At 60.9% G+C, this 25,320-nt stretch carries 29 protein-coding genes and 1 tRNA gene; 11 read left to right on the forward strand and 19 right to left on the reverse strand.

Annotated features, from left to right (window positions below):
- Window positions 1-44: 44 nt before the first annotated feature.
- Both V1273_RS16915 and efp read right to left on the reverse strand, forming a co-directional pair.
- Window positions 45-1,523 (reverse strand): M23 family metallopeptidase, encoded by a 1,479-nt coding sequence (locus V1273_RS16915; RefSeq protein ID WP_442893743.1) that lies wholly within the window; start codon window positions 1,521-1,523, stop codon window positions 45-47.
- A gap of 148 nt (window positions 1,524-1,671) precedes the next feature.
- Entirely contained in the window at window positions 1,672-2,238 is a 567-nt protein-coding gene (efp, locus tag V1273_RS16920; protein WP_028346230.1) for an elongation factor P, read from the reverse strand.
- A 473-nt stretch (window positions 2,239-2,711) separates the two neighbouring features.
- Between efp and epmA the strand changes: the two genes are divergently transcribed.
- The 4 genes from epmA to V1273_RS16940 are packed head-to-tail and all read left to right on the forward strand — an operon-like array spanning window position 2,712 to window position 5,353.
- Window positions 2,712-3,764 (forward strand): EF-P lysine aminoacylase EpmA, encoded by a 1,053-nt coding sequence (gene epmA, locus V1273_RS16925; RefSeq protein ID WP_334410297.1) that lies wholly within the window; start codon window positions 2,712-2,714, stop codon window positions 3,762-3,764.
- Complete coding sequence (locus tag V1273_RS16930) at window positions 3,761-4,852, forward strand: lysine-2,3-aminomutase-like protein (RefSeq protein ID WP_334410298.1); 1,092 nt, start codon at window positions 3,761-3,763, stop codon at window positions 4,850-4,852. Before epmA ends, V1273_RS16930 begins: the two co-directional genes overlap by 4 nt.
- Window positions 4,853-4,859: 7 nt before the next feature.
- Window positions 4,860-5,072 carry a hypothetical protein gene (locus V1273_RS16935; protein ID WP_334368797.1) on the forward strand — a complete coding sequence of 71 codons (213 nt, stop codon included), beginning with the start codon at window positions 4,860-4,862 and terminating at the stop codon, window positions 5,070-5,072.
- A 26-nt stretch (window positions 5,073-5,098) separates the two neighbouring features.
- Window positions 5,099-5,353 (forward strand): hypothetical protein, encoded by a 255-nt coding sequence (locus V1273_RS16940; protein WP_334368798.1) that lies wholly within the window; start codon window positions 5,099-5,101, stop codon window positions 5,351-5,353.
- 565 nt (window positions 5,354-5,918) lie between these two features.
- Here V1273_RS16940 and V1273_RS16945 read toward each other — a convergent pair.
- From V1273_RS16945 to V1273_RS16995, 11 genes are all read right to left on the reverse strand, one after another.
- Window positions 5,919-6,110, reverse strand: coding sequence for a hypothetical protein (locus V1273_RS16945; protein ID WP_035725866.1), 192 nt, complete (start codon window positions 6,108-6,110; stop codon window positions 5,919-5,921).
- A gap of 764 nt (window positions 6,111-6,874) precedes the next feature.
- Window positions 6,875-7,051 carry a hypothetical protein gene (locus V1273_RS16950; protein ID WP_156908475.1) on the reverse strand — a complete coding sequence of 59 codons (177 nt, stop codon included), beginning with the start codon at window positions 7,049-7,051 and terminating at the stop codon, window positions 6,875-6,877.
- Between the two features lie 564 nt (window positions 7,052-7,615).
- Complete coding sequence (locus V1273_RS16955) at window positions 7,616-7,948, reverse strand: hypothetical protein (protein ID WP_334410299.1); 333 nt, start codon at window positions 7,946-7,948, stop codon at window positions 7,616-7,618.
- Window positions 7,949-7,993: 45 nt separating this feature from the next.
- Complete coding sequence (locus V1273_RS16960) at window positions 7,994-8,245, reverse strand: hypothetical protein (RefSeq protein WP_334410300.1); 252 nt, start codon at window positions 8,243-8,245, stop codon at window positions 7,994-7,996.
- A 212-nt stretch (window positions 8,246-8,457) separates the two neighbouring features.
- A complete protein-coding gene (locus V1273_RS16965; RefSeq protein WP_334368803.1) occupies window positions 8,458-9,546 on the reverse strand; it encodes a 3-deoxy-7-phosphoheptulonate synthase in 1,089 nt (362 codons plus the stop codon).
- A gap of 223 nt (window positions 9,547-9,769) precedes the next feature.
- Complete coding sequence (locus V1273_RS16970; protein WP_334368804.1) at window positions 9,770-10,348, reverse strand: HdeD family acid-resistance protein; 579 nt, start codon at window positions 10,346-10,348, stop codon at window positions 9,770-9,772.
- A 109-nt stretch (window positions 10,349-10,457) separates the two neighbouring features.
- A complete protein-coding gene (locus V1273_RS16975; protein WP_334368805.1) occupies window positions 10,458-11,501 on the reverse strand; it encodes a PrsW family glutamic-type intramembrane protease in 1,044 nt (347 codons plus the stop codon).
- A 109-nt stretch (window positions 11,502-11,610) separates the two neighbouring features.
- The gene (locus V1273_RS16980) at window positions 11,611-12,825 is read right to left on the reverse strand and encodes an MFS transporter (RefSeq protein ID WP_334410301.1); all 1,215 of its coding nucleotides are present in this window, start codon (window positions 12,823-12,825) and stop codon (window positions 11,611-11,613) included.
- 18 nt (window positions 12,826-12,843) lie between these two features.
- Entirely contained in the window at window positions 12,844-14,076 is a 1,233-nt protein-coding gene (locus V1273_RS16985) for a Zn-dependent hydrolase (protein WP_334410302.1), read from the reverse strand.
- Window positions 14,077-14,963: 887 nt separating this feature from the next.
- Window positions 14,964-17,747 (reverse strand): UPF0182 family membrane protein, encoded by a 2,784-nt coding sequence (locus V1273_RS16990; RefSeq protein ID WP_334412225.1) that lies wholly within the window; start codon window positions 17,745-17,747, stop codon window positions 14,964-14,966.
- A 309-nt stretch (window positions 17,748-18,056) separates the two neighbouring features.
- A tRNA-Glu gene (locus V1273_RS16995) sits at window positions 18,057-18,131 on the reverse strand.
- Between the two features lie 255 nt (window positions 18,132-18,386).
- On the opposite strand from V1273_RS16995, the gene V1273_RS17000 reads away from it, so the two are divergent.
- The gene (locus tag V1273_RS17000) at window positions 18,387-18,647 is read left to right on the forward strand and encodes a PilZ domain-containing protein (protein WP_442894095.1); all 261 of its coding nucleotides are present in this window, start codon (window positions 18,387-18,389) and stop codon (window positions 18,645-18,647) included.
- A 69-nt stretch (window positions 18,648-18,716) separates the two neighbouring features.
- Complete coding sequence (locus V1273_RS17005; RefSeq protein ID WP_334410303.1) at window positions 18,717-18,947, forward strand: hypothetical protein; 231 nt, start codon at window positions 18,717-18,719, stop codon at window positions 18,945-18,947.
- Between the two features lie 12 nt (window positions 18,948-18,959).
- On the opposite strand, the gene V1273_RS17010 is transcribed toward V1273_RS17005, so the two are convergent.
- Window positions 18,960-19,631 (reverse strand): glutathione S-transferase family protein, encoded by a 672-nt coding sequence (locus V1273_RS17010; protein WP_334410304.1) that lies wholly within the window; start codon window positions 19,629-19,631, stop codon window positions 18,960-18,962.
- Between the two features lie 368 nt (window positions 19,632-19,999).
- On the reverse strand, window positions 20,000-20,452 hold the full coding sequence (locus V1273_RS17015) for a VOC family protein (RefSeq protein ID WP_028346213.1): 453 nt from the start codon (window positions 20,450-20,452) through the stop codon (window positions 20,000-20,002).
- A gap of 354 nt (window positions 20,453-20,806) precedes the next feature.
- On the opposite strand from V1273_RS17015, the gene V1273_RS17020 reads away from it, so the two are divergent.
- Window positions 20,807-20,944, forward strand: a complete 138-nt coding sequence (locus tag V1273_RS17020; protein WP_334368843.1) for a hypothetical protein — start codon at window positions 20,807-20,809, stop codon at window positions 20,942-20,944.
- Window positions 20,945-21,036: 92 nt separating this feature from the next.
- Here V1273_RS17020 and V1273_RS17025 read toward each other — a convergent pair whose 3' ends face one another.
- Window positions 21,037-21,375, reverse strand: a complete 339-nt coding sequence (locus V1273_RS17025) for a Flp family type IVb pilin (RefSeq protein ID WP_334410305.1) — start codon at window positions 21,373-21,375, stop codon at window positions 21,037-21,039.
- Here V1273_RS17025 and V1273_RS17030 point away from each other — a divergent pair.
- A complete protein-coding gene (locus V1273_RS17030) occupies window positions 21,374-21,529 on the forward strand; it encodes a hypothetical protein (RefSeq protein WP_334368845.1) in 156 nt (51 codons plus the stop codon). The genes V1273_RS17025 and V1273_RS17030 overlap by 2 nt on opposite strands.
- Window positions 21,530-21,762: 233 nt before the next feature.
- Here the strand turns inward: V1273_RS17030 and V1273_RS17035 are convergent, their stop codons facing one another.
- The 3 genes from V1273_RS17035 to V1273_RS17045 form a co-directional block, all read right to left on the reverse strand.
- Window positions 21,763-21,957, reverse strand: a complete 195-nt coding sequence (locus tag V1273_RS17035; protein WP_028346212.1) for a hypothetical protein — start codon at window positions 21,955-21,957, stop codon at window positions 21,763-21,765.
- A 140-nt stretch (window positions 21,958-22,097) separates the two neighbouring features.
- Window positions 22,098-22,244 (reverse strand): hypothetical protein, encoded by a 147-nt coding sequence (locus V1273_RS17040; protein ID WP_198027963.1) that lies wholly within the window; start codon window positions 22,242-22,244, stop codon window positions 22,098-22,100.
- A 599-nt stretch (window positions 22,245-22,843) separates the two neighbouring features.
- Window positions 22,844-23,047, reverse strand: a complete 204-nt coding sequence (locus V1273_RS17045; protein WP_334368847.1) for a hypothetical protein — start codon at window positions 23,045-23,047, stop codon at window positions 22,844-22,846.
- A gap of 136 nt (window positions 23,048-23,183) precedes the next feature.
- On the opposite strand from V1273_RS17045, the gene V1273_RS17050 reads away from it, so the two are divergent.
- The 3 genes from V1273_RS17050 (at window position 23,184) to V1273_RS17060 (ending at window position 25,217) form a co-directional block, all read left to right on the forward strand.
- Complete coding sequence (locus V1273_RS17050) at window positions 23,184-23,423, forward strand: hypothetical protein (protein ID WP_334410306.1); 240 nt, start codon at window positions 23,184-23,186, stop codon at window positions 23,421-23,423.
- A 168-nt stretch (window positions 23,424-23,591) separates the two neighbouring features.
- Window positions 23,592-24,353, forward strand: coding sequence for an SIR2 family NAD-dependent protein deacylase (locus V1273_RS17055; RefSeq protein ID WP_334410307.1), 762 nt, complete (start codon window positions 23,592-23,594; stop codon window positions 24,351-24,353).
- Between the two features lie 198 nt (window positions 24,354-24,551).
- Window positions 24,552-25,217 carry a cold-shock protein gene (locus V1273_RS17060; RefSeq protein ID WP_057845021.1) on the forward strand — a complete coding sequence of 222 codons (666 nt, stop codon included), beginning with the start codon at window positions 24,552-24,554 and terminating at the stop codon, window positions 25,215-25,217.
- Window positions 25,218-25,320 lie beyond the last annotated feature (103 nt).

Genomic DNA, 25,320 nt, shown 5'->3' on the forward strand with positions numbered 1-25,320 from the left:
CGGTTTAGGCGAGAGGATCGCGTCCGAACCGAACCGGTTTGCGATTAGTTAGCGCGACCTTCCGCTCGCCTCGCGACGTGCCGCAGCACGCCCTTCGACAACGCATGCGCGACGGCGGCTGGCGGCTCCGTCCCGATTTCGTGGCCGCGGCTGCGGATCAGCCGTTCGTAGGAGACGATCAGGGTGGTGTAGGGGTTGACCCAGATCCAGCCGTCGCGCGTGAAGACCTGCACGTCGAAGTGGAGGTGGTACGACGTGCCGTTCGGGAAATCGAGATAGTTGGAGACCACGCCGATCTTCTCGCCCTCGGCGACCCGGCGCCCGTTGAGGATGCCGTCCGCATCCATGGCTGACGGGTTCATGTGCATGTAACGGAAACGGATGTGCTCGTTGCCTGTGTTGATCTGCAGCGTTGCCGCCTGTTGTTTCAGCGAACGGATGACGACGCCGTCGCGGACCGCGACGACCGCCTGTTTCTTCGGATGGCAGGCGTTGTCGGCGCTGCTGTTCGGCGGGCAGGGCGCGGGGCGGATGTCCTGGCCCTGGTGACCGAAGCCGGCCGCACATTGGCCGACCTGGAAACTGCGGGCTTCGCAAAAATTGTCCCGCCACGGATAGACGCCGCCGGATTTGCGCTTGGTGAACTGCTGCGAGCTGACCCGGGCCGGAGCTTTCTCCAGCGGAAAGCGGATCTGCGAATAGGCGATCAGGTCGGCGCGGCCGCCGCGCCTGCGCGCGCCGCTGTTGGCAATGATGTCGCCGCTCGGGCGATAGGTGAAGTCGGACGAAAGGGTGACCGGCCGTTCAGCAACCTCGGAGGGCACGTCGAAGCGCGGTCGCGCCGGCTGGCCTCCGGAGATGCGCAGCGCCTTCAGGAAGCGCTCGGCAATCGGGTAAGCCTCGCGGCAGGCCAGCCGCCGCGCCCGCGGCGCCGAATCGAGGCACTGGATCGACACCACGTAGGGCACGCCGAAACGGGTGAAGGCGTAGCGCACGTAACCTTCGCGAATGAAACGGCGCATGTCCGGAAATTGCGACACCAGCGCCTTGACCGGCTCGCCCTTGCCGCTGAGCGGATCGGCGAGATCATAGACCAGGATTGAGCCCGTAATCTGCACCTCGACCGGACGGGCGAAAGTTCGAGACGGCAGGCCGTCACCGGCGCCGGGGTCCAGCGAAAACACCGCGTCGTAGCCGGAGGGGCCGGCGTGAAACAGATCGACGGGGCGGAAGCCGGCCTGGTGGCGTGACACCGCCGGGTGGCGCGTGCCACCGGCCTCGGCCTCGAGATAGGCCGCGGTATCAAAGGGCAGCAGCACCGGCACCGGACTGCGGCCGATTCCGGCGAACATCGCCGAATTGATCGCGTTCAACTGCACCAGCGCGGGCGTCGCGCGCGGATCCCATGCCGGCACCCGCCGCTGGCCTGCGAAGGTGAAGCGCTGTGCGATCGCCGGCCGGGAATTGATCTCGCTGCGAAGCTGATCCAGAACGGCGCGCCATTCGACGCGAACGGCCGACATCGACGGCGTTCTGAACTCATTGGCGGAAGCGCCTGATATCCCGGCGGGGAGCAAACAAAAGGCTGCCCGCCAACGCGAGAGCAAGCGGACAGCCTTTGTACCCAATGCATCGCCCCCCGGCGTATGCTCCGTAGCCTATGGCGCGGTCTTAGTCCTTTGCGCGCTCGACGTAGGAGCCGTCCTCGGTCATGACCACGATCCGTGTTCCCGTTCCAATGTGCGGCGGCACAGAGGTGCGTACGCCGTTAGAGAGGATAGCAGGCTTGTAGGAGGAAGACGCGGTCTGCCCCTTGGTGACCGGCTCGGTCTCCACAACTTCGAGGGTTGCGCGCTGCGGCAACTGGATGGCGACCGGATTCAGGTCGTGCATCGACAGCTTCACGGTCATGTTCTCCTGCAGGTAGGGCGCGGCCGAGCCCACGATCTCCTTCGAGACCTGGACCTGGTCATAGGTCTCGGCGTTCATGAAGTGGAAGCCGTCTCCATCCTCGTAGAGGTAGTTGAAATTGCGGTCCTCGACGGTGGCCTTCTCGACCTGGTCAGTGGTCTTGTAGCGTTCCGACACCTTCACGCCGTCGCCAATGCGGCGCATTTCGATCTGGCTGACCGGGGTTCCCTTGCCGGGATGGATGTTTTCGGCCGACAGGACGACATAGAGCTTGCCGTCTTGCTCGATGACGTTGCCCTTGCGAATAGAACTGGCGATGACTTTCAAAGCTATTTTCCCGAATTTCTGGCCTTCGGCCGAACCGGACATTTGTGTCCGCAGGGCCAATCAGGCGGTTTCGGGCTGCAACATACTGATTTTGCCCGTCGATGCCAGCGTTTTACGGCCAGCCCGGCAAGCTGCTTGAAGCCGCAAATGGCTGGATTTTGCCGTGTTATGTGACGCGTCTGGCAAGCAATTGAACGATGGGCCGACCGTTGCTGATGGGCTTGAAAGCAATGGTTTAAGCGGTTCGCGAAGATTTGCAGCTTTGGCTGATAGCGGCGACATCGATCGGGCGAATGGACAAGGAGGGCGTCTTTCGACATGAAATGACGGAGCTGGAGCTGGATCTTGCCGCTTCCTCCGGCTCGCCCTGTCGAACGCAAAGAAAGTCGAATAATATCAATGATGTTTGCCGATCCCCTGATCGCCTTGATTGGTTCCGCGGAGGATGCTCGGTGGATTCGGAACCGCCTGTGATGGTTGATATCGACCAGCCCTCGCCTTGGTGGTCGGCTACCCGGCATGCCGATCGAAAGCCGTTCCTGATGGCGCGTGCCGCGATCACGAGGGCAGTGCGAGGCTGGTTCGACGAGCAGGGTTTTACAGAGGTGGAAACCGGCGTCCTGCAGGTCTCGCCGGGCAACGAGACGCATCTGCATGCCCCACGCACCGAAATCATCAGCCACGATGGCACGCGCGCGACGCGCTATTTGCGAACATCGCCGGAGTTTGCCGCCAAGAAATTGCTCGCCGCCGGCGAAGCCAAAATCTTCGAATTGGCGCGCGTGTTCCGCGACCGCGAGCGCGGCGATCTGCATCTGCCCGAATTCACGATGCTGGAATGGTATCGTGCCAACGCAGGCTATGATGCCGTTATGGCCGACACCATCGCCGTGATCGCACATGCGGCGCAGGCGACCGCGATCGGGCAGTTTTCGTTCCGGGGCAGAACGGCCGATCCCTTCGTCGAGCCGGAACTGCTGACGGTGGCATCCGCGTTCGACCGCTTTGCCGGGATCGATCTGTTGGCCACAATCAGCAATGGAGAGGGCGATTGCGCGGCGCTTGCGGCGGCAGCAAGGCCGCGGGTGCGGATCACCGATGACGACACCTGGTCGGATATTTTCAGCAAAGTGCTGGTCGAGCATGTCGAACCGAATCTGGGGCAGGGGCGTTTGACTGTCTTATTCGAATATCCGGCGCGGGAGGCAGCCCTTGCTCGGGCGAAAGCGTCCGATCCGCGCGTCGCCGAACGTTTTGAGGTCTATGCCTGCGGCGTCGAACTCGCCAACGGATTTGGCGAATTGACCGATGCCGGCGAGCAGCGCCGCCGTTTCGCCGCTGCTATGGACGAGAAGGAGCGGCGCTACAGCGAGCGCTATCCGCTGGATGAGGATTTTCTCGCAGCGGTTGCCGCGATGCCGCCGTCGAGCGGCGTCGCGCTCGGTTTCGACCGGCTGGTGATGCTGGCAAGCGGCGCGCTGCGGGTGGACCAGGTGGTGTGGACGCCACCGGCAGGAGAGACATGAACAAGATCGACCCGAAACTTTTGGCAACGCTGCGGCAGCCCGCCGATCTCATCGAGCGGGGGTTGGCGAAGACGGCCGATCTCGCCGACCTTGAGCGGGTCGCCGCGCGCTACGCCATTGCGGTGACGCCTGATATCGCGAACCTGATCGACACGGAAAATCCTGACGATCCGATCGCGCGGCAATTCATTCCGAGCGCGCTCGAACTAATGAATGCGCCCGGTGAAAATGCCGACCCGATCGGCGACGACGCGCATTCGCCGGTCGCCGGCATCGTCCATCGCTATCCCGATCGCGTGCTGCTCAAGCTGGTGCATGTCTGCGCGGTGTATTGCCGCTTCTGCTTCCGCCGCGAGATGGTCGGGCCCGGCAAGGCAACGGCGCTGTCCGAGGCCGCCTATCGCGACGCGCTGGACTATATCCGCAACAACAACGAAATCTGGGAAGTCATCCTGACCGGTGGTGATCCGCTGATGCTGTCGCCACGGCGGCTGGCTGAGATCATGACGGACCTCGCCGCCATCGATCACGTCAGGATCGTTCGCATCCACACCCGCGTGCCGGTGGCTGCGCCTGCGCGCATCGATGGCGACATGATCAGGGCGCTGAAAGCTGACGGCGCAACGACCTGGATCGCCGTTCACGCCAATCATCCGCGCGAATTGTCGGGCGAGGCCCGCGCCGCCTGCGCGCGGCTGGCCGACGCCGGTGTTCCGCTGGTGAGCCAGACGGTGCTGCTTCGCGGCGTCAATGACGATGCCGCGACGCTGGAAGCGTTGATGCGGGCCTTTGTTGAAAACCGAATCAAGCCCTATTACCTGCATCATGGCGATCTGGCGCCGGGGACCGGGCATCTGCGCACTACCATAGCAGAGGGACGGGAACTGATGCGCAACTTGCGCGGCCGCGTTTCGGGCCTGTGCCAGCCGGATTACGTGCTCGACATTCCCGGCGGCCATGGAAAGGCGCCGATTGGGCCGAATTATTTGTCGCATGCAAGTTCCGGGGAATGTGAACTATCCTCGGAAGCGCAGTATCGTATCGTCGACTATTGCGGAGACGTTCACCTCTATCCGCCAAAGCCGTGATCGGGCGATGACGGAGGACGGCGAGGAGAAACAGGAGCCGCCGGAAGACGAGGGCCATCGCAGAATCGAAAATGCCGTTCTGCTCGGCTTCTTCGTCCTGCTGGTGGCCGCCGGAATCTGGTTGCTAGGCACCATGGCCGATGTACGAAAGGCGCAGGACTGTGCTGCCCAGGGACGGCGAAACTGCGCAACGATCGACGTGCCCGAACGGACACGATAAAGGAATCTAAAAGGCGGAGAATCAGGATGCAGAGAACAATCTTGTCAGTCGCGCTGATGGTCCTGATCGGCATGCCTGCTGCGTTCGCGCAGGGCGGGACGTCGACAATGCCAAAGAGCAACCCGAGTGCCGGAGGGATTCCGGAGGCGCCGATCGGACACCGGCAGCCCCGCCGCAGCGACGTGCCCAGCGAAAAGAACCTGAACGATCCGAACGATCCGCTGAGCAAGGAAAACGCAGCGCTCGACCGCAAGATCAAGAGCATCTGCCGCGGCTGCTAGGCATGATGAAGCAAGCCTGACACAATGGATCCGTCACCTCTGAGGCGGCCGTGCGTAGCGCGGCCCTCGAAGGGCGACGGCCACCAGCCGGGTCATTGATCCTTCAAGGCTCGCTTCGCTCGCTAGTTCACGGACCGGCTCACAGGTCGGAAGTCCGCGAAGATGACTGAACCGGCTATCGCCGGGAGAAAACCGGCCGTCCGGCTTTTCGCCTCGCCTTTGGCGAGCTTACCACCGACGAGGAAAACCGCTTCCAGCCGCGCTGGAGGTAGCGTACCGGCATCGCTACTGTCGTTCGGCCAGTTGTTCGGCCAATTCCTCGACCATGTTTTGACGTTCGGGCGGACCAGGCTGCGACGCGTCCGGCTTTTTATTCGAGTCGATGTCAGGCATTCGTATGCGAATGTTGCGCGGCAGATTAAGCGCAAGATCTCAGGTAAATAACCCAAACAAGCTCGTGCTAAATTTCGGGCTTGACTTGCCCTAGATCGCACTTGCCCTAGATCGCGCATGTGGAGCCACTGCCCGCACGCCCGGGAATTTCATGTGGTGGTCGGCCTTTGTCCTAGCGATGCCGTTGACGTCCCGACCCGGTTTCGTCATCTGCAACGCCTATGACCTCGTACTCGAAGACGATGCCTTCTGGATCGTTCACCACGAACCACTCATCGGCGAGGTCCGAGTTTGCAAACACCTTGAGATGGTCACGGTCGCCGACCTTTTTCTTTGTATCGACGTAAATCCAGACCGTTTTCATCGATCTCGCGCCAGCTTGCGGCGTCCCCAGTGAGGGTCCTTGCGAGATAGGTTAAACTCCCGAACGTGGCTCCGGTTCAATGCTTTCATGACACCGACGCGCGAACATCGTCGGGCCGCCGAGTCCGCCAACAGCATTAGCGCCTCGATCGCGGCCTGCCATTCCGAGAACGGCCACGGCCACGGCTATCACCCGTTGATGGGAACTAATCGATCATTGTCGGCTTAATAGCCAAATGGTGAGTGACTTCACGCCCAAGAATCGCATCAACAGCGAGCCAGGACGACCGCGCCGCATACTACCGTGGGTTTTACTTATTCTCCTCGCGGTTGCCATTGCGGCAGTGCTTTGGGCCAGCAATCGAATCGGATCCGAGTCCTCGCCATTAGCGGCTGTTCACCCCAATGTTGAGCCGTCTCTGGCTGCCGAAATCGCTGACAAGACGGCTAGACATGCTGTGGCCAATCTCCAGCAAACGATCCAAGAGCTCCAGGCAGCACAGGAACGTGCCGCGGAGCAGATCAGCGGTCTACAGCGGCAGATATCGGCTGAGCAGGGCCAACGTAAGTTGCTTTCGGAACAGTTGGGTGGGCTTTCCGCTCGCGTGGATAGTCTCCAAGGATCGAATGCAGCAGCGCCACCCGGCCCGCCGCCACCTGCCAAGAAAGGGCGCGGGCAATGAGTGAGGGCTCAGCTTCCCCGCGGCTGCTGGACCTTCGGCAGGTTACGGCCGGTCAGGATCGTCATGAAGCTGCGCGGCATACCTAGTAAGTCAAGACCAGCAGTCGTTGCACAATCGCGCCTAAGCAGACGAGCACAACCAGTAATTTTAGAAGGTTTGCTAGTTTCCTATCGGGGGCAAACTTTTCGATAGCCCAAAAACAAATTGCCCCCACGACAACAATGACCAGAACCCCAATCAGAACTGAAATGATCGCCATGTCGGCATCCCCCGAGCACTGCCTCTAGCGGGGCGAGCATCCTAGTGCTGTGGTCCCACGTCAAGAGCTGGCTGGCTCATGCCATCGATTAGGGAGCCGATAAGCTTCAGCAGCGCTTGGTGTTCTGGGCCGTTGGCACCGTCTCGGAGAAATTTACCAATGTCCGTGTGGGAGATTTGTCCACCGGAACTCACGTTCGGCTGATGTTTCACGGCGGGCATCCTCGACACCGGGTCGCGCGTCAACAACCAAAATCGCCGTTGCTGCTCTCGTAGAGAACTCGTTCAATCATAGGCATCTAATCGAGCCCGCGATGTTCGGTTCTGACTGATTTCCGGGGGAGTGCGCGCCTTGAGCAGTTCGGCCGCGACTTGGAACCCGACCGAGCGTCAGTGGCTGTACAGCTAATCCCCGCGCCTTGCTGCCGACTTCCACAAGGTCTAGAGACAACAGCCACCAAGTATGAGCATGAATCGTCAGCCGCAGATCACAAGCTGACACGAGGAACGACTGCGTCAGGTCGTTTATCTGCAACCCCGGTCGCGATCTTGTCATCCTGAATTGTCAGTAATCGAGATCTGACAGGAATGTAGTGTTCACGATTTCAAACTCGGACTCCAACCAACCTTTCATCAACTGCGCACGCGCCAGACGATGCGTTTCGGAATCTGAGGTAGTGCATTTCACCGCGTGATGATCGATGCCCGAAATCTCGAGCAGCGTGTCGAAGCTTGCCTGGCGATCTTCGCGATTCCCGACTTCGGCAAAGTAGATCGTATGGTCGAACTTTCCCATCGCCCAGCAAAATTGAACGGGGGTTTGCGCAACGTCGGCAACTGCCAAGTTCGGAACAATCAAAGCTGCAATCATGATCAATCGAATGACTAATCTAATCATCACACCATTCCAAAAAATGTCGTTTGAGTTGCTGGTCTGAGGCCGCTACCGCTTGGTGACAGGCTTGGCCGTTGTCGGAATATCGATTGATGCTGGCCCATCTTTCAGGCGTGCCATCTGAGTTTCGCTCGACGCTCTGAGGTCGCGCGCAGGTCCATTTGCAAGAACGAGACCGACCGCGACGATGATCGCGGCCAAATAGGTGAGGTACAAGCCGCCAGTCCACCGACGGTAGGTGCGCAGGTCGTCCGCACTCAGTTTGCTGGGAAATTGCTGGTTGTTCGGAAATTGCTTCATCGAAACCTCGTTCGAAATAGAAGTCCCGGCAAAGCAGTATTCCGAACTGCGATTTCGTAAGTGTGAAGTATGCCACAGGCCCGCCAATTTTTTGCTGCTAGCGCAGCTTTGACGGCGTCGCGCGGGTGCGTACGCTTCGTAGTGCAGCTTCAATAGAAGCTGGGCAGGGCGCACCGATCGCGCCCTACTTCGCCATCATTCGACCCGGGTGGCTACGCCGAGCGCTCCTCCCGGAAACTGCGCGATGGCACGTTCCGGCGTGTTACCACGGCATCAGCCAGCATGTTCAGCGCCGACACCGTCGTCTCCCAGTCGATGCAGCCGTCGGTGATGCTCTGCCCATAGGCGAGCTGTTTGCCCGGCACGACGTCCTGGCGGCCGGCGACCAGATTGCTCTCGATCATGACGCCGGTGATGCGCTGCTCGCCATCCGATATCTGGCGCGCGATGTCGGCGACCACCAGCGGCTGGTTCTCCGGCTTCTTGTTGCTGTTGGCGTGGCTGGTGTCGATCATGATCCGCGGGGCGACGCCGGCGCGGACAAGCTCGACGCAAGCGGCATCGACGCTTTCCCGGTCGTAGTTCGGCTTGTTGCCGCCGCGCAGGATGATGTGGCAGTCCTCGTTGCCCGTGGTTGCCGCAATCGCCGAGCGCCCGCCTTTGGTGACAGCCATGAAATGATGCGGATGCGAGGCCGACTTCACCGCATCGGCTGCAATGCGGATATTGCCGTCGGTACCGTTCTTGAAGCCGACCGGGCAGGATAGACCGGAAGCGAGCTCGCGATGGATCTGGCTCTCGGTCGTGCGAGCCCCGATCGCCGCCCATGCCATCAGGTCGGCAATGTATTGCGGCGTCGTCATGTCGAGGAATTCGGTCCCGGCCGGCAGGCCGAGATTGTTCACGGCGGAAAGCACGTTGCGGGCGAGCCGCAGGCCCCTGTTGATGTCGAAGGAGCCGTCGAGATTGGGGTCGTTGATCAGTCCCTTCCATCCGACCGTGGTGCGCGGCTTTTCGAAATAGACACGCATCACGATTTCGAGGCGGTCGGCGAGTTTTTCGCGCAAGGCGGCGAGCCGCTCGGCGTAATCAACGGCCGCGGCGGGATCGTGGACGGAGCAGGGGCCGACGACCACCAGCAGGCGGTCGTCGGTGCCGTGCAGGATGGCGTGGATGGCATTGCGCGCCGCCATCACGACGCGCGTCGCGGTCAAGGTGCGCGGTATCTCGCCCATCACCTCCTGCGGCGTACTCAGCTCTTTCAGTTCGCTAATTCGAAGGTCGTCGGTGGTGCTCAACACGGCTATGGCTCCTGTTTCTAGGAAACCTGCCGGCCAACAAAAAAAGCCGCCAGGTTTGGCGGCTGTTCGGACTTCTTGGCTTCAATTCGTCAGATTGAGCGCGATCCTCCCACCGCCAGCGAGCTGTCGTAGCTAAAATACCAAAAGTTGCTGGCGGCGATCATGATCATGGCGGGCTCTATAGCGCACCAAGGCGGGTCTTGTCATCCCATAATCGGCGGCATCAGGACTTGCGCGCGGCGAGCGCTATGCCGACCAGTGACGCGCCGCCGAGCACGAGATTGATCCCGACCAGGAGGCCGATCGCCCATTCCGCCGAACCCGGCAGGCCGGCGATGATGATGAATGCGATCAGGAGGTCCATCACGCCTGAAATCAGCAGCCAGGACCAGCGCTCCGACAATTCGCGGCGGTGGTTCAGTGCGTACATGATGCTGACGACGCCCTCGGCCAGAAAATACGCGCCGACCACGATGGTGAGCGTGAGAACGCCTTGCGCGGGCCGCGCCAGCAAAATCCCGCCGGCTAGAACGGCGAGCGCCGCCGAAAACAGCGACCACCAGAAGCCCGGCATCTGCCGCGCCCAGTAAGTGACGAACAGCCCGGCAATGCCGCTGATCAGAAACATCCAACCGAGGAAGATGGTGACGGCGAGGCTTGCCAGCGGCGGCACGATCATCGCAGCCAGGCCGAGCAGGGCGAGCACGATGCCTTCGAACAGGAAGGCCTTCCAGTGCGCTTTCACCGCGGCATTCATTTCGGACTGCAGCTTGCCGATGTCCGGGGGAATATCTTGGGTCATTGGAAACTCCCGATACCTGCCGCGCCGAATATCCAATACCCGGTACGCCGGCTGCGGGTAATATTGTTGGCTGGCTTTTTAAGCGAGATCAACGACTGAGGGATGACGTTCAGCCCGGCTCGGGCGCGGACGAAAATCCGTCCGAGGACTTTCTGATGCGATTGCGGCCAAACACATAGACAGCCGACGTGGCCAGCAACAACGCCAAGCCTACCAAGATGGAGGTCATGCCGAGCGGAATGAGAAGCAGCGACGCATTGCGCTCCGGATTGACGAACCAGTGATGAAGCGAGGTCAGGACGAAAGCCGCGCCGGCGAAGCCCGCACCGCTGCCCGCGAGCAGCAGGGCCCACATTCGCCGCAACTGGCTCAGCCGCTCACGCGCGATTTCGGTGCGCGGCGCATGATGGCGGCCGACGCGCCGTATCAGCCGTATGGCAAACCCGATCGAACTGAAACCGATGAGCAGGCTCGCCGCCCCCAGCAGCATTCGCGCGTCGGGGCCGAGATCTTGATGTTTCTGTAGCGTGAGCAGCGGAAAATCGAATGCCGCATGCAGCGCGACCGGCGCGAACAGCGCCAGCGCCCAGCTCGAGATCCGCGCCCAGTCGCGATGATGGCGATGCGCACCCAGCGCGGTGCCGGCGCGCGCGATCGCGATATACGCGCCTGCGATGATGCCGAGTGCGCCGTGAAACGGCACCGTCAATACGCTGCGCAAGGCGGCCAGCGACCGCCACATGTCGGCGTGCTGCACGAGATAGGCGAGATTTTCGTAGGCCGCGAAGCCGAGGCCCGCGGCCGCACCGTAGACCACCGTGTCCATTGGGTCGGCAAACGCGCGGCGGCGCACCGGCAATGACACTAGAATGATCACGAGGACCTTCACGATTTCTTCGGGCGCGGCCACCCCGAAGATCGAACGCAGGCCTTGTGTCATCCAGGGGTTTCCAGGCACCGCAAGGATCGCGGCAAACGGGGCGCGCGCGATTCCCAACAGCGAAATGCTGGCCGCGCCGAGGATGAAAGCGAGCCACACCCGCACCGGCGGGCCTGGGCGCTCATCGGCGGCGATAACAAGCCATAGCACCAGCAACGCCGGCGCGATCGCGGCAACGCCGATCGATGTGGGGAGGGCCTGAAGCAACAACATCTGCGGAAATTTACCTCATGTGAGCGTAAATGGCCGCAAATCCAGCCGTTTGCAAGAAAGTCAGACGCGACTCCTTGTCACCAAGGAACCTGGCCGAATCCGGCATCGCTCAGGCGGCGGCCTGTTGGCCGATCTTGCCCTGTACCACCAGCAATCCTGCCAGCGCGACCAGCGCGAAGCCGGCGCCGGCCAGGAACGTGCCCTGCGGCCCTGCGATATCCCAGAGTGCGCCGGCAATGACGCTGGCCGCGAGCATCGCTACGCCGCCGAGCAGGTTGAAGAATCCGTAAGCCGTGCCGCGCAACTCGGCCGGCGCGGTATCCGCAACGAGCGCGGCCAGCAGTCCCTGCGTCAGCCCCATGTGCAGGCCCCACAGAATGACGCCCAGCGCAACACCGCCCACCGACGGCAGCAACGCCAACACGATGTCGGCGGCAACCAGCACCAGTATGCCGCTCGCCAGCACGGCCGTGCGGTTCATGCGATCCGAGATGACGCCGGCGGGGTAGGCTGCGAGGGCATAGACGATATTCATGGCCACCAGCACGGCGGGCACGAGCGCGATCGGCACTCCGACATTCTGGGCGCGGAGAACGAGGAAGGCCTCGCTGAAGCGCGCCAGCGTAAACACACTCGCGACCGCCACCACCCACCAATAGGCCGACCCCAGGTTTTTGATCTCGGCCAGGCTGATCGGATTGCGCACGGTGCGCAGCGCCCGCGGCCGCTCCGGCTCACGCACGGCGAAGACGATCAGCGCCAGCGCCAGGAAGGCGGGAACTACGGCAACCCAGAACACCGCCTTGAAGTTGTCCGATGTCCACCACATCAGGGCGATGGCGAGCAGGGGACCGACGAAGGCGCCGACCGTGTCGAGCGATTGGCGCAGCCCAAAGCTCGCGCCGCGCAGATCGGCCGGCGAAAGATCGGCCACCAACGCATCACGCGGGGCGCCGCGAATGCCTTTGCCGATCCGGTCGACGAAACGCGCGGCCACCAGCCAGCCGACGGTTGGCGCCAGCGGAAACACCGGCTTGGTGAAGGCCGCGAGGCCGTAACCGATGGCAGCCAACCATTTGCGTTTGCCGAGCCAGTCCGAAAGCGCGCCGGAGAATATTTTTGTGATGGCGGCGGTCGCCTCGGCGATGCCTTCGATGACGCCGACCGTCACCATCGATGCGCCGAGGACCGAGACCAGGTAGATCGGCAGCAGGGCGTGGATCATCTCCGACGAGATGTCCATCAGCATCGAGACGAAGCCCAGCACCCATACGCTGGCCGGAATGTCCCTGATCGAATAGGCCGGCTTGGTTTCAGCAACCATGTCGCATCTCGCGTCGCCTCATTGCGCCAACAGCCGCCGGCAGGCGTCAACAAAGACCTCTGCTCCGGTGATGATGTCGGCGTCGGCGGTGTTCTCGGTCCAGTGATGCGAAATGCCGCCGATCGAGGGCACGAACAGCATGCCGGCCGGAACAACGGTTGAGAGAATCTGGGCGTCATGACCGGCGCCGCTCGGCATGCGGAGCGACTTGCCATCGGCAAAAGCTGAGCTGGCAGCCTCGATGGCCTGCTGGAACGAGCCATCCATCCGCGCGGGCGTCCCGGTGCGGATGCGCTCCACCGCGACGGCGCAGCGGCCTTGGGCGTTGACCTCTGCGGCCATGCTGTGGAGCAGCTCCTCCAGCCGCGCAATCACGGCAGGATCATCGTCGCGAATCTGGAACAGCATTTCCGCCGCTCCCGGGATGATGCTGGGCGCACCGGGGTCGAGCGCGATGCGGCCGGTGGTCCACACCGTGCGCGGGCCGCAGGCGGCGGGGAAACGATTGTCGATATCGACGCAAAATCTGGCGAGTGCGAGGCCGGCGTCCCGGCGAATGGCCATCCGCGTGGTGCCGGCGTGGTTTTGTTCGCCCGTAAAGGTGATGCGGTATTGCCATATCCCGACGATGGACGTGACGATACCGATCTTGAGGCCGCTGCTTTCCAGTGCTTCGCCCTGCTCGATATGGGCTTCCAGATAGCCGGTATGCCGCCCTTGTTCGCACCGCGCGCGGGCGCGGCCGGCAAGGCCCGCGTCGCGTAGCGCGTCACGCATGCTCCTGCCATTGTTGCGATCGCGCGCGGCGTCGATATCGGCTTCGGTGACGCCACCGACATAGGACCGGCTGCCGAGGAAGTGTCCGAAATGGCCTTCCTCGTCGCACCACGCCGCCACTTCGACGGCACCCTCTATATTCGGGTCGGGATTGATGACGCGCGCGGCTTCGAGCGCATAGACCACGCCGAGCGGTCCATCGAGCCAGCCCGCGTGGTTTTGGCTTTCCAGATGCGATCCCGCCAGCAGCTTCGGCCCGCTTTTCGTGCTGGTGCCGAGCACGTTGCCGATTCCGTCGATCTCGCCCGTGAGGCCGGCCTCAGGAAGCTGTTGCACCAGCCACGCCAGCGAGCGCAGATGGGGTTCAGAGAAAGTCGGCTTGTGAACGCCGGTCTTGTAGGCGCCGATGGCGCGCAGCGCGTTGAGATCGGCGAGGACGCGGTCGCCATCGACGCGCGCGAAAATGTCAGCCATGCTTCCCGTAGTTCTCCGGAGTAGAACAAAGTTCCGTTACCGTTCTCGGAGTAGAACAAAGTTCCGTGAACGCCGCCAGCAGCTCTACTTATCTTCCGGAAAGCAACGCCAATGCAATGATTGCTAGCCATGCCACGATCACGAGCGCCGTCACCTTCCGGTCTTCTCCTTAAGCGTGTAGTCACGCATTCTTTTCGCATAAGCTGTGGAGTGACCAGACGCTTTACGTCCGAGAGTCGCCGAATATGATTATCCGAATATGATTTATAATGGCTGTAGCAGTTATCGCGACGGCCGTTTCGACCTGTCCGGTCCGGGAAAACTTGACAGCCTGGTTCGAGGCGAATCGAAAGGCGTCAGGCGTCGAAAGTCGCGTCGGCGGGCTAGGAGAGACCAGCTGTCTGCCGAACATGGCGTGGTTTTCGCTCATGCGGTTTTATGGCGACGGCGACGATGCGTTTCGCGTTTTTTCCCCCACAGGATGATCCCAGAAACTCGCGCCGACCGTCCGTCAGGTATCCGGCGGAAAGTAGCACTGCAACGTAAAGCGGAGTGCGACGTAAGGCGCGACGCAAGTTGTGATTGCGATAGCGGCCGTATCCATTTCCCTGTCCCTCATTACATACGTGCCACGGTCCGTTTGCCGGAACCTGCGGACGACGGGGAACCTGAGCTCTGAAAATGGTTGCCTCAAGCCTTGAACGCGGTCGGCTTGGGCTTTGAAAGTGGTGGCAACGTGATGGGCGCCATTCAGAATAAAACTACGAACTCTTATGCTGTTGAAATCGCGATATGATTTTGAGCAAAGCTCAATCGTGGTGCCGCACCCATGTTCATAATTTCCACTTCTCCGGGTCGGAGGCAGCGCTGGACTGAAGGTTCGGGGCCTAGTGGCCGGTGGAGCGTCGGTTCATTTCCTCCAGAAGCTCGCGCATTGCATCGAACTGCGTGCCGAAACCTTTCCAATCTCCGGACTTCAATCGCTCCACTGCTTGATTGTAGCGATCAAGCGCCTCCCGTGCCCGACTTGCCGCCGGGCCTGTGACGGGCCTCTCCTCTGTCGTGGTTGAAACTGCCGGTGCAGCGCCGGACTCTATGAACAGCGCTGACAAGGCCTCGGCGAGCGTCTCTTTCATTACCACATGTTCGCCGTAGGCTGCGATCACGCGCTTCAGCTCCGGCAGGTGTCCGTGCTCCGCTCGCAAATAGAGCGGCGTTACATAAAGGATCGAGTTCTCGATCGGGATCACAAGCAAGTTCGCACCGCGTATCACCCGCGAGCCCATCTGATTCCATAGCGTGATTTGTTGCGATATCTCGGTACTCTGATTGATCCGCGCTTCGATCTGGAATGGTCCATAGACGAGCTTCTCCTTGGGAAACTCGTAGACGATCAGCTTGCCGTAGTCGGGCGCGTCGCAGCGCGCGGCGAGCCACGCGATCATGTTGTCGCGACGGCTAGGCACCATCGGAAGCATGAGGAAGAACTCGGCCTGCGGCTCGCCGGGCAGCCGCATGATGATGTAGTAAGGGGCCATCGTTGCAATGCCGCCACCGCCCGGCTGGCGCGGAAACTGCCAGAGATCCTCGCGGTTATAGAAAACGTCGGCCGCCTCCATGTGGTAGGTCTGATACAGCCGCGCCTGAATCAGGAACAGGTCCTCCGGATAGCGAATGTGTTTCTGCAGGTCCGGCGGCATAACCGAGAACGGCTTGAACAAGCCCGGAAAGATGCGCTGGAAGGTTGCGGCGACCGGGTCGCGGGTGTCGATCAGATAGAAGTCGACGGTTCCGTTATAGGCATCGACGATAACCTTCACTGAATTGCGGATGTAGTTGAGGTCCAGCTCTTGCGCCGGCTGTGCATAGGGGAAATAGGAACTCACCGTATAGGCGTCCTGCATCCAGAACATCCGCCCATCGCTGATGACCAGATAAGGATCGTGATCGAGCCTGAGGAACGGAGCGATCGTCCGTACCCGCTGCTGGATATTGCGGCGGATCATGATCCGGCTGTCGGCGGTGATGTAGCCTGAGAGCACCAGGTTAGGGTCGTTGAAGTAATAAGCAAACAGGCCTCTCCACACCATCGCTCCGATCGGAACGCCACCGGTGCCGTCATAGGCCGCATAGACATTGTCCTTTCCCTTCGGATAGTCGAACTCAGGAGTACTCCCCTTGACGATGACGTAGCTGTCGCGTTCTTCGCCGTAGTAGATGCGCGGTTCACGGATCTGGGGGCCTCCATCCGCAACAGGAGGTATGTCGCGCAAATAAAAGAATGGCAGCCCTTCGGTGCTCTTGCGAGTGACCGGGCTCATCACCGCGCCGGTGCCGTGGGTAAACAGCACGTGGCGGTTGACCCATGTCTGTGCATTCGGCGGCAGCAAGGAGGGCCGCAGTTCGCGGGCCGAGATCATTACGCTTTGGTACGAGCCATCGAGCCAGTAGCGATCAACGTCAAGATGGTGGAATTTGTAGTAAGTGCGGATCTCCTGCAACTGCGCGTAGGTGTCCGACAAGGGCTGCCAGTCCCACAGCCTGATATTCTCGATGGTCGCCTTATTGGCGTCGAGCGTCTTAAAGGTAAGCTCCTGTTCGGCAGTAAACGGCTTGGCTGCGATCTGATCGAGATTGTATGCCTGCCGGGTGAGTGCGATGTTGCGTTCGACGTAGGGCTTCTCCAGTTCCAACTCGCTTGGTTTGACGAAGAACTGCCGGAACAGCACGGGAGCGACGCCGGACAGGACGAAAGAGCCGATGACGACAAGCAGGACCGCGGCGGCAGGGAGCCGGTAGGTCCTCACCCGCAAGTTTGCCAACGCAGCAAACGCCGCAATGATCGACAGCCCGATCATTAGCCACAGGCCCGGTAGCCCCACATGCACATCGGTGTAGCTGGCGCCGACGACGACGCCGTTGTCGCCATACAGTAGAAGGTAACGGTCGAGAACGTACGACCAGGCCTTCACGACCAAGAGGAGAGCAAGCAACGCCGAGCCGTGAGCGATTGCTGTCGGCGACATCGATCGACGATGAATGCCGTACTCGATGTCGCCGTGCACCCAGTAGATCGCTGCAGCGAAGAGCGCGCTCAGAACGAGTGTGAGCAGCATCCAGTTTTTGACGAGGATATAGGCTGGTAGCACGAAGAGATAGAAACTGATGTCCTTGTTGAAGAGCGGATCGTCTGCGCCGTAGGGAACGTGATAGAAAAATGGCAGGATGATGCCCCAATTGCCGGCTTCTGCCGCGGCAACCAGCAGAGCGAGCAATCCTGCACCGCCCGCGATGACGCGAGGCCACGGCAGCCGATCGCGCATGACCGCGAACAGGTCGGGCGGCACATTGCCCGCGAGATTCTGCACGAAGGCCGCGACAGATTGCGTCGGCTGCCGTCGGGCAAAGTGCACCGCGAGCCATCCGTTCAACCAAAGGACGACCGCAGTTCCGGTCCAGACTGCAAAAAAGACGACGGCCTTGGCGCCGATTGTCGTCCAAAAAACCTGCGGATAACCGATCGCGGAAAACCACAGCCAGTCAACTAGGAAGTCGCTCGTGAGCCAGAGCAGGATCAGGCAAATCGCGACGAAGGCGGCCGCAATGATGGACCTGACCACGGCGCTTTGCCTTGGTACCTTCCGTTCGGGTCCGGTAATCCCGATCGTCATGGTTTTATTATAGCGGGAATGAGGGCCGCCGGCCGCTTGATTCGTGGTCGGGATTGCGGGTCTACTAGGCGGGGGACCCGGACGCTCGAACCTCTGTCGCCGGAACCGCGGAACGATCGAAGCTGTTTCGAACGTTTTGGGGGCCGGATCAGCCGATGGCTTTCCGCCAGCACGCGTTTCTATGCCAACTTCCGCACCGCCAGATACCGCGGCATTTAAGTTGATGCCTTGGGCCATGGCGAAACCCACCGGCATGGATGGCATCCGTGCCGTCATGGGTTCGCAATTTTGTTCGGAGTGGTGGCAATTTGGCGCTCCCTAGCGGAATCGAACCGCTCTCTCCACCGTGAAAGGGTGGCGTCCTAACCGATAGACGAAGGGAGCAAGAACAACAGGAAAATCAAGGTGTTAGCGCTTGATGGGCCGTGTTGGCCGCCGGCCGTCCATGTTTGATGGGGGCGGCGACGGGCGAACGTATAGTGGCGTTTGAGCGGGTGGGCAAGCCGCTCGGAAAGACGTTTCTGCGGCCGCTTTGCGTCTCTCCGTCAGCGTCCGGCCGAATGACGGAGGCATGCCCACGCGCTGAGCAACGGATTTTAAAGCCGCATCGTGTAGGGCTGTCTCGGGGGAGCTTTCGACATGGCTTTGCTATCAAGCAAGAAGCGCGACGCGCGCAAATCATTGAGTCAACCCGGGTGGATCACGCTCGAAGGCGGTTTTGCCGCGCGCCAATGCGTGGTCCAGGATATGTCCGCAACGGGGGCGAAGGTCACGATCGACGATCCCAACACGTTGCCGGCGAAATTGCGGTTGGCGTTTTCGCGCGACGCCAGGACCGGGCGCCGCTGCGAAGTGGTCTGGCGCCGCGGCAAATCGGTCGGCATCAAGTTCACCCGCTAATCTGGCACCGATCCGCGAGAGACGATAAAAGGCGGGATGCGAAAATCCCTCCTGGTAATGATCGCCATAATGATCGCCTTGGCGCTGTCTTCGGTTGCCTCGGTCGCGGAACAAACCCGTCCTCAGAAGCTCGACAAGGCTCCCGCGTCGGGCAAGTCGCTGCCACTCAAGCGCCCAAGTTCGGCCAATGCATGCGCGGAATACGGCGCGGGCTTCGTCAGAATCGAAGGCAGCAACACCTGCATGAAAATCGGCGGCGCGGTAAGCGTCGGAGCGGGGGTGTCCGGCGGCTCGCGTTGAGAAGATTCGCGCTTACGTCATCGGCGGCGCGACGAACTGTGTGAAGCCGGGGCGGACGGCGAGCTGCGAAAACCAGCGTTCGAGGTTTGGCAGTTTCGGTTTTGTCACGCCTTCGACGCCGAACCAGCGCCGCGCGAAGGCGCCGAGCGCGATGTCGGCGATGGTGAACTGATCGCCCTCGATAAAGCGCCGCGTCGCCAGGTGCGCCTCGACGATCCGCCACACCGCGGCTTCGGCATCGACATCCTTCTGGATCGCGATCATGTCGCGCTTTTCAATGGGCGTGCGCACCAACGCCCAGAACACCGGCCGGTCGACCGGCTGCAGCGTCGACAGCGTCCAGTCGAGCCAGCGATCGACGCCTGCGCGCGCCTTCGGCTGCGAGGGATAGATCGACGAACCTCGTTCAGATCCTTGTTCAGATCCTTGGCCATAGGCCATGCAGAGATAGCGCATCACGGAATTGGATTCCCACAGCACGTAGTCGCCGTCGACCAGCGTGGGTACGCGGCCGTTCGGATTCATCGCCAGATAGGCAGGCTCGCTGTTCTTTCCGAACTGCATGCCGGCATCGATACGCTCATAGGCGAGATCGAGTTCGGCGAGGCACCACAGCACTTTTTGCACGTTGACCGAATTGGCCCGGCCCCAGATGGTGAGTTGTTGTTTGTCGTTGTCGGCCACGCGCGTTGCTCCCGCTGATTTTCCGATTGGCCGTTAATAGCCGAAGATCGGCAAAAAAGCGCGCTCTTGCGTGGGCTCAAGCCCAACAAAAATCGGGGCTCCGCCGCAGTGCGACAGAGCCCCGATTTCCGCGTCATGCGCGGGCGAGAGCGTTTTCAGTGGCCGAAGAACAGCCACAACAGAATGATCACCGGAATAGGCACGCCCAGCAACCAAAGCAAAATTCCTCGTCCCATCATCTCCTCCTCAAAATGCACTGAGGAGAAAACGCGTCATGTCGTGGCCCGTTCCCATGCAGAAAAGAACCCGAGTGAAGGAACGTTTATGGTAGCTCGGACGACGGACGTGGACGGAGAAATTGTACAGGCCTACCAGTGACCGGTGTTCGGCATCGAGGTCCACGGTTCGGCCGGCGGCTTCGGTTCGCCCTTCTGCAACAGCTCGATCGAATGCAGATCCGGCGAGCGGACGAAAGCCATGTTGCCGTCGCGCGGCGGGCGGTTGATGGTGATGCCGGCCTTCATCAGGCGGTCGCAGGTCGCGTAGATGTCGTCGACCTCGTAGGCGAGGTGACCGAAATAGCGGTCCTCGCCGTATTTCTCCTCGTCCCAATTATAGGTGAGCTCGACCAGCGGCGCGCCGCGGTTCTGGGGAGCGGCCTTGAACAGGCCTTCGTCCTCCGGCGCGCACAGGAACACCAGTGTGAACCGGCCCTTGTCATTGTCGACCCGGCGTACTTCCTTCAGCCCCAGCGCGTCCCGGTAGAACTTCATCGCAGTATCGAGATTGCGGACGCGCAGCATGGTGTGGAGATAGCGCATGTTTGTTGTCCTCCTGAGAACGTTCAGAGATCTTGTTTGGGTTGGGCGGTTCGGGCGGAAAATAGCAGCAAAGTGCACCAGAGGTCACCGATAACGTGCGGATAAAGTGCGGGTCCGCACCGAGCGCTCTGTGGCCTCAGAAGGCCATCGATGCGGGCGAATGCGAAAGATCGGAAGCGCTCGTTGCTCAAGGTCAGGCCTGCGGAACGACGCCCCGCTTGGGCGATGCACTGGAGAGCTCGGCTTACCAGCGCGCTCGCGAAACCCGTTTCTCGTCCTCTTGTAGATATATTTCGAACCTTGGTTCCGAGGAACGAAACCGCTACGCCGGTTTTGAATGGAGGGAGGTGTGGCATGAAACAAGATCATCCGGCTGAAGAGAACGCGGCGCGGGAAGATTTGCCGACAAAGTCCGAGCGAAAGCTCGGGACTTTGACCGCCGGTGCCATTGCTCTCGTTGTCGTTGGAACAGCAATTTATTGGATCGCGTAGCCATCTGCGCGAAGGTCCCGCTCGCTGATGCGCGCTCTGGGTGCCGATAGGACGCGCGATCCTCACCCTTGCCGTGACATTTCAATCGCAACTTAAAGGCTCAATGCGGTAGCAAGACCCTCAAGTAGCGCGACGAGCCTTTCGCCGGTCATTCCGACGGCAGCGATGATGGCCAAGGCGATGAACCCGGCGATGAGGCTGTATTCGATTGCAGTGGCGCCGCCCTCGTCGCGCAGAAACTTCCTGAGCATTTCTTTTTCTCTCGAACTTTGATCAAGTCGGTGTGGCACGTGTGGCACGCTCAAGTTGTGATTGAGACAACGAAAAGCGTAAAATTGCAGGATTGTTGGCACCGCGTCACGGGCGTGACGTCCCACACATACGCGGTTGGCTCCTCCGTCCATTGTGGCGGCAACGGAGGGATCGACCATGTACCTGCTCTATGGCGTGCTCATAGTTGCGATGGTTTTCTTTCTCTTGCTCCCGATTACCGATGCCAGGACGGCCCGGATGAAATTGTCCGTGGTGAGCAGCCTCGGCGCATTGCTGGCGGTATCGGTTATCGTGCCGCGCCTGATGCATTAACGAAGGATATGCCTGCCTCGACGCGCAACGAACATGTTGAGCGCTGCCGCTTGCTCCGTTCCTCGCTTAAAAGGAAAGGCCGCAATGGGTCTGGTTCGCTGGCTTGGCCGTGCTCGCTGGCATCGGCGGTCTGCTGACGCTCGGCGTCGTGCACGCACGACAGCTCGCATGGCGAGCGTGAGGGGGCCGGACGCAGTCTGGCCTCGCGCGCAAGATTGATACTTCCCGTCAGGTCAGACTTTAACGTCCACCAGCGACGGCTCGTCGGTCTGTAGATCGGCCAGGGCCGCTTCTATGGCGGCTGCCTTGGCATGATCGACGGCCCTTAGATCCTGATTGATCGTATGCGGCGGTGCCTTGGCGGCCTGATCGACGACGAGCTGGATTCTGGCTTGTGTCACTTCAACCGGTATGGGGTAAATGACCATGGGTGCAACCCTCCTGATCGAAACTTGTCAGGCTCGTGTTTACGTCTTGTAAAGAGGTTGGGTTAACGGCTGGGTGCTACAGTGCAAAGGGGTAAATAGAAGCTTAAAGCTCTATGCCGTGCACGCCCCGCGCAATCGCGCTAATGCATCTGTTCCAGTCGTTCGGCGTAGAGGCGGAATTCCTCGGCCATCTCGATCAGTTTCTTCGAAGCTTCCGGATCCTTGACGGCTTCGGCAAGCCGTCGGGCTCTGTCGGATTGTTCTCGATAGTGGTCGGCCTGGGTCATCGCAGCACCTTTTTTAGATAGGTACGGGCTGCGCCAAAAAGGTTCGACGGTCGGGACGGCGAGGTAACGGCATCTTAAGAAAGCAATCGTGCCTGAAACGCGCCCCCTGTTCGTTCCGGGAGAACAAAAAGAGTCTGCGGCCGTAAACCGAAAGCGGCCACGCGCTGGTAGCGCCTGCCCAGTGGGCACTCAACGGTCCGGCAATTTTTCGTCTGGCGATTTGTGATAGGTCGCGATGGCGATGAAGCCGGCATAACCGATCAAATTGATCAGAATTTCCATCCACGCAGGCATGATGCACCTTCCGGTAGTGAAACACCGAACGGATCGAATTCGTTCCGCGCAATTCGACGGTCAGGTCCGCGGGATCGCATAGCTCGCAATGCCGCCCTCCAAAACGGCAAACGAAACCCCGCCTACATCCGAAGACCTAGACGGGGCTTTCGTGCTTTCACCTCTCACAAGGCTGCGGCATTTCTTAGCAAAGCATCGAGACATCGGCTTGGTTCCGGCCGCAGCAAATTCTATTGCGGGTTCCGCACGCGATATTTCTGTCGACGACAGCGCGGAGGTCGAACAGTGCCCTTGGCGGTGTTGCCTCAGCGCCAGAATGATGGCCGGCTGGATCCATTCAGCGCGTTGGCCAAGGTCGTTTCGTAATATTCTTCGCGCTCGCGTTCGAACTTCTGCTGGGTTTGCCTGAAGCTCGCGACGCGTGCTGCGATTTCTGCACGGTCGCGCGCGAGTCTTTCTTCCTTCTCCGTCATCGCCCATCCATTTTTTTGATTCGCGCCCGCCATCATTGGCGTGCGCGAATGGGGCGTGAATGGGGAGGCCTTGTGATCGCGCGCCGCCTGAAGCGAAGGCGGTGGATAAGGTGTGGCGCATTCTTGTCGCTCATGCGGGTTCCCGTTAGCGAAAGACAAACGGGAGGTTCCAATGGCAAAGATTGATCTGGATTCATTGAGCATCGAAGAACTCGCAGGCCTGCGCGAGCATGCTACCGACAAGTTGTTCGAGAAAGTCGCTGCGCGCCGCGCCGAGCTCGAGGCGGAACTGGAAAAGCTGGTGCAATACGTCAAGCCACCGGTGAAGAAGACGGAAAGCGCACCCGCACCCAAAACGAAGAAGTCGGAAGAAGCCAAGGAGCCGAAGGAATCCGTGGCCAAGGCAGCATAATGAGGCAGCATGACGCGTCGGTGTGACAAGGCGGCGCGGCATAAGGCGGCTTGATAAGGCCGCCTTGCCGGATGTGCGTGCGGCGTAGCTTGGCAGCGCGCATCGGTCTGGCAATCCGAACGACCGTGCTATAATCCGCGCGGCCCAACAATTCGGAAAATATCAGCGGTGATCGCCAAGGATTTGCGCAGCGGCGTCGAGCAACTCGGCAACATGATCGCCGAAGCCGCATGTATCGTTCCCTTCACCGGTGCCGGCATTTCCACGGAATGCGGCATTCCCGATTTCCGCTCCCCGGGCGGCCTCTGGACCCGCAACCGCCCGATCGCGTTCGACGAATTCGTTGCAAGCGCCGACGCGCGGGCCGAGGCCTGGCGGAGACGGTTTGCGATGGAGGCAACTTTTGCAGCGGCCAGGCCCGGTCGCGGGCATCGCGCGCTGGCCTCGCTCTACAAAGCCGGCAAGACGCCGGCGATCATCACCCAGAACATCGACAATTTGCATCAGGTGTCAGGCTTCAGGGCCGATGACGTGATTGAGCTGCACGGCAACACCACCTATGCCCGCTGCATCGGCTGCGGACATGCCTATGATCTTCGTTGGGTAAAGCAGCGTTTCGAGGAAACTGGTAGCGCACCCGACTGCACCATCTGCGACGAGCCGGTAAAGACGGCCACGATCTCGTTCGGACAAGCGATGCCGGAAGACGCGATGCGCCGCGCCACCGAACTGGCGCAGCATTGCGACCTGTTCCTGGCAGTCGGATCTTCGCTGGTTGTTTGGCCCGCCGCAGGTTTTCCGCTGATGGCCAAGAACTGCGGCGCGAAGCTCATCATCATCAACAATGAACCTACCGAGCAGGACGACGTTGCCGATCTGGTGATCCGTCACGACATCGGAGAAACGCTCGGACCGTTTGTAGGCAATTGATCTCCAACTGATTCGCGGCTGTGCAAGCCTGTTCATAGTTGCAGGCCAATTTGTTTTTTTAGCTATGCGCCACAATCGGGAGTGTTATCTTTGATTCGAGAGATTCGCGCTGCGTTATCATGATGGTCATGGTAGGGCGCGTGTTCCGGTCCGCTACGGCGACAGTGGACCGCTTTTTGAAGTGTGAGGTCCGGGGTCATGGGGTCGGACGAATTTGGGTCCAAGAAGCTCGGGGGGCCGCCGACAGGCGGGACAGGGCAGAACAGGCTTGGACCAGGTGAATACGCAGCCGGCGCACAGCGCGATCCGGCGGCGGACGCGCTGTCGGGGCTCGGCGATGCCGCAGCAAACCTTGTCGAAATATCGGGCATCATCAAATGGTTCGATGCTTCGAAGGGTTACGGTTTCATCGTGCCGGACAATGGCTGGCCCGATGTGCTGCTGCATGTCACCGTGCTCAGGCGCGACGGCTACCAGACCGCCTATGAAGGCGCGCGGGTGGTGGTCGAATGCGTGCAGCGCGCCAAGGGCTATCAGGCGTTCCGGATTGTCTCGATGGACGAGTCCACCGCGATCCATCCGGCGCAGATGCTGCCGCCTCGGACTCATGTCAGCGTTACGCCGACCAGCGGTCTGGAGCGGGCCCAGGTCAAATGGTTCAACCGGCTGCGCGGTTTCGGCTTCCTGACCTGCGGCGAGGGCACGCCGGACATCTTCGTCCACATGGAAACGCTGCGCCGCTTCGGCATGACCGAACTGCGGCCGGGCCAGTACGTGCTGGTGCGCTACGGACCCGGGTCCAAGGGCATGATGGCGGCGGAAATTCATCCGGAGACCGGCCCGTCGGCGCTGTCGTCGCATTGATCCCGCCGTACCACTGACGCAAACGTGAGCCGGCCGTCGCGCCCCAGCGCGGCGGCCTCTGGCATTTGCCGCAATCCTCAGGTTAGGGTTCCCGGCAATTTCT

The organism is Bradyrhizobium sp. AZCC 1721 (assembly GCF_036924715.1).
Taxonomy (GTDB): Bacteria; Pseudomonadota; Alphaproteobacteria; order Rhizobiales; family Xanthobacteraceae; genus Bradyrhizobium.

What these genes read in the sequence shown, in the direction of transcription:
- V1273_RS17000 (WP_442894095.1), top strand. Translation starts at nt 18,387, where the DNA reads ATGGCTTTGCTATCAAGCAAGAAGCGCGACGCGCGCAAATCATTGAGT.
- V1273_RS16985 (WP_334410302.1), bottom strand. Translation starts at nt 14,076, where the DNA reads ATGGCTGACATTTTCGCGCGCGTCGATGGCGACCGCGTCCTCGCCGAT.
- V1273_RS16950 (WP_156908475.1), bottom strand. Translation starts at nt 7,051, where the DNA reads ATGGCGATCATTTCAGTTCTGATTGGGGTTCTGGTCATTGTTGTCGTG.
- V1273_RS17050 (WP_334410306.1), top strand. Translation starts at nt 23,184, where the DNA reads ATGGCAAAGATTGATCTGGATTCATTGAGCATCGAAGAACTCGCAGGC.
- V1273_RS17060 (WP_057845021.1), top strand. Translation starts at nt 24,552, where the DNA reads ATGGGGTCGGACGAATTTGGGTCCAAGAAGCTCGGGGGGCCGCCGACA.
- V1273_RS16975 (WP_334368805.1), bottom strand. Translation starts at nt 11,501, where the DNA reads ATGTTGTTGCTTCAGGCCCTCCCCACATCGATCGGCGTTGCCGCGATC.
- V1273_RS17040 (WP_198027963.1), bottom strand. Translation starts at nt 22,244, where the DNA reads ATGACCCAGGCCGACCACTATCGAGAACAATCCGACAGAGCCCGACGG.
- V1273_RS17020 (WP_334368843.1), top strand. Translation starts at nt 20,807, where the DNA reads ATGAAACAAGATCATCCGGCTGAAGAGAACGCGGCGCGGGAAGATTTG.
- epmA (WP_334410297.1), top strand. Translation starts at nt 2,712, where the DNA reads ATGGTTGATATCGACCAGCCCTCGCCTTGGTGGTCGGCTACCCGGCAT.
- V1273_RS17025 (WP_334410305.1), bottom strand. Translation starts at nt 21,375, where the DNA reads ATGGTCGATCCCTCCGTTGCCGCCACAATGGACGGAGGAGCCAACCGC.
- V1273_RS16955 (WP_334410299.1), bottom strand. Translation starts at nt 7,948, where the DNA reads ATGATTAGATTAGTCATTCGATTGATCATGATTGCAGCTTTGATTGTT.
- V1273_RS16915 (WP_442893743.1), bottom strand. Translation starts at nt 1,523, where the DNA reads ATGTCGGCCGTTCGCGTCGAATGGCGCGCCGTTCTGGATCAGCTTCGC.
- V1273_RS17015 (WP_028346213.1), bottom strand. Translation starts at nt 20,452, where the DNA reads ATGCGCTATCTCCACACCATGCTGCGCGTCCGCAATCTCGATACTGCG.
- V1273_RS16935 (WP_334368797.1), top strand. Translation starts at nt 4,860, where the DNA reads ATGACGGAGGACGGCGAGGAGAAACAGGAGCCGCCGGAAGACGAGGGC.
- V1273_RS16990 (WP_334412225.1), bottom strand. Translation starts at nt 17,747, where the DNA reads ATGACGATCGGGATTACCGGACCCGAACGGAAGGTACCAAGGCAAAGC.
- V1273_RS16960 (WP_334410300.1), bottom strand. Translation starts at nt 8,245, where the DNA reads ATGAAGCAATTTCCGAACAACCAGCAATTTCCCAGCAAACTGAGTGCG.
- V1273_RS17045 (WP_334368847.1), bottom strand. Translation starts at nt 23,047, where the DNA reads ATGATGGCGGGCGCGAATCAAAAAAATGGATGGGCGATGACGGAGAAG.
- V1273_RS16970 (WP_334368804.1), bottom strand. Translation starts at nt 10,348, where the DNA reads ATGACCCAAGATATTCCCCCGGACATCGGCAAGCTGCAGTCCGAAATG.
- V1273_RS16930 (WP_334410298.1), top strand. Translation starts at nt 3,761, where the DNA reads ATGAACAAGATCGACCCGAAACTTTTGGCAACGCTGCGGCAGCCCGCC.
- V1273_RS16980 (WP_334410301.1), bottom strand. Translation starts at nt 12,825, where the DNA reads ATGGTTGCTGAAACCAAGCCGGCCTATTCGATCAGGGACATTCCGGCC.
- V1273_RS17035 (WP_028346212.1), bottom strand. Translation starts at nt 21,957, where the DNA reads ATGGTCATTTACCCCATACCGGTTGAAGTGACACAAGCCAGAATCCAG.
- V1273_RS17030 (WP_334368845.1), top strand. Translation starts at nt 21,374, where the DNA reads ATGTACCTGCTCTATGGCGTGCTCATAGTTGCGATGGTTTTCTTTCTC.
- V1273_RS17005 (WP_334410303.1), top strand. Translation starts at nt 18,717, where the DNA reads ATGATCGCCTTGGCGCTGTCTTCGGTTGCCTCGGTCGCGGAACAAACC.
- V1273_RS16945 (WP_035725866.1), bottom strand. Translation starts at nt 6,110, where the DNA reads ATGAAAACGGTCTGGATTTACGTCGATACAAAGAAAAAGGTCGGCGAC.
- V1273_RS16940 (WP_334368798.1), top strand. Translation starts at nt 5,099, where the DNA reads ATGCAGAGAACAATCTTGTCAGTCGCGCTGATGGTCCTGATCGGCATG.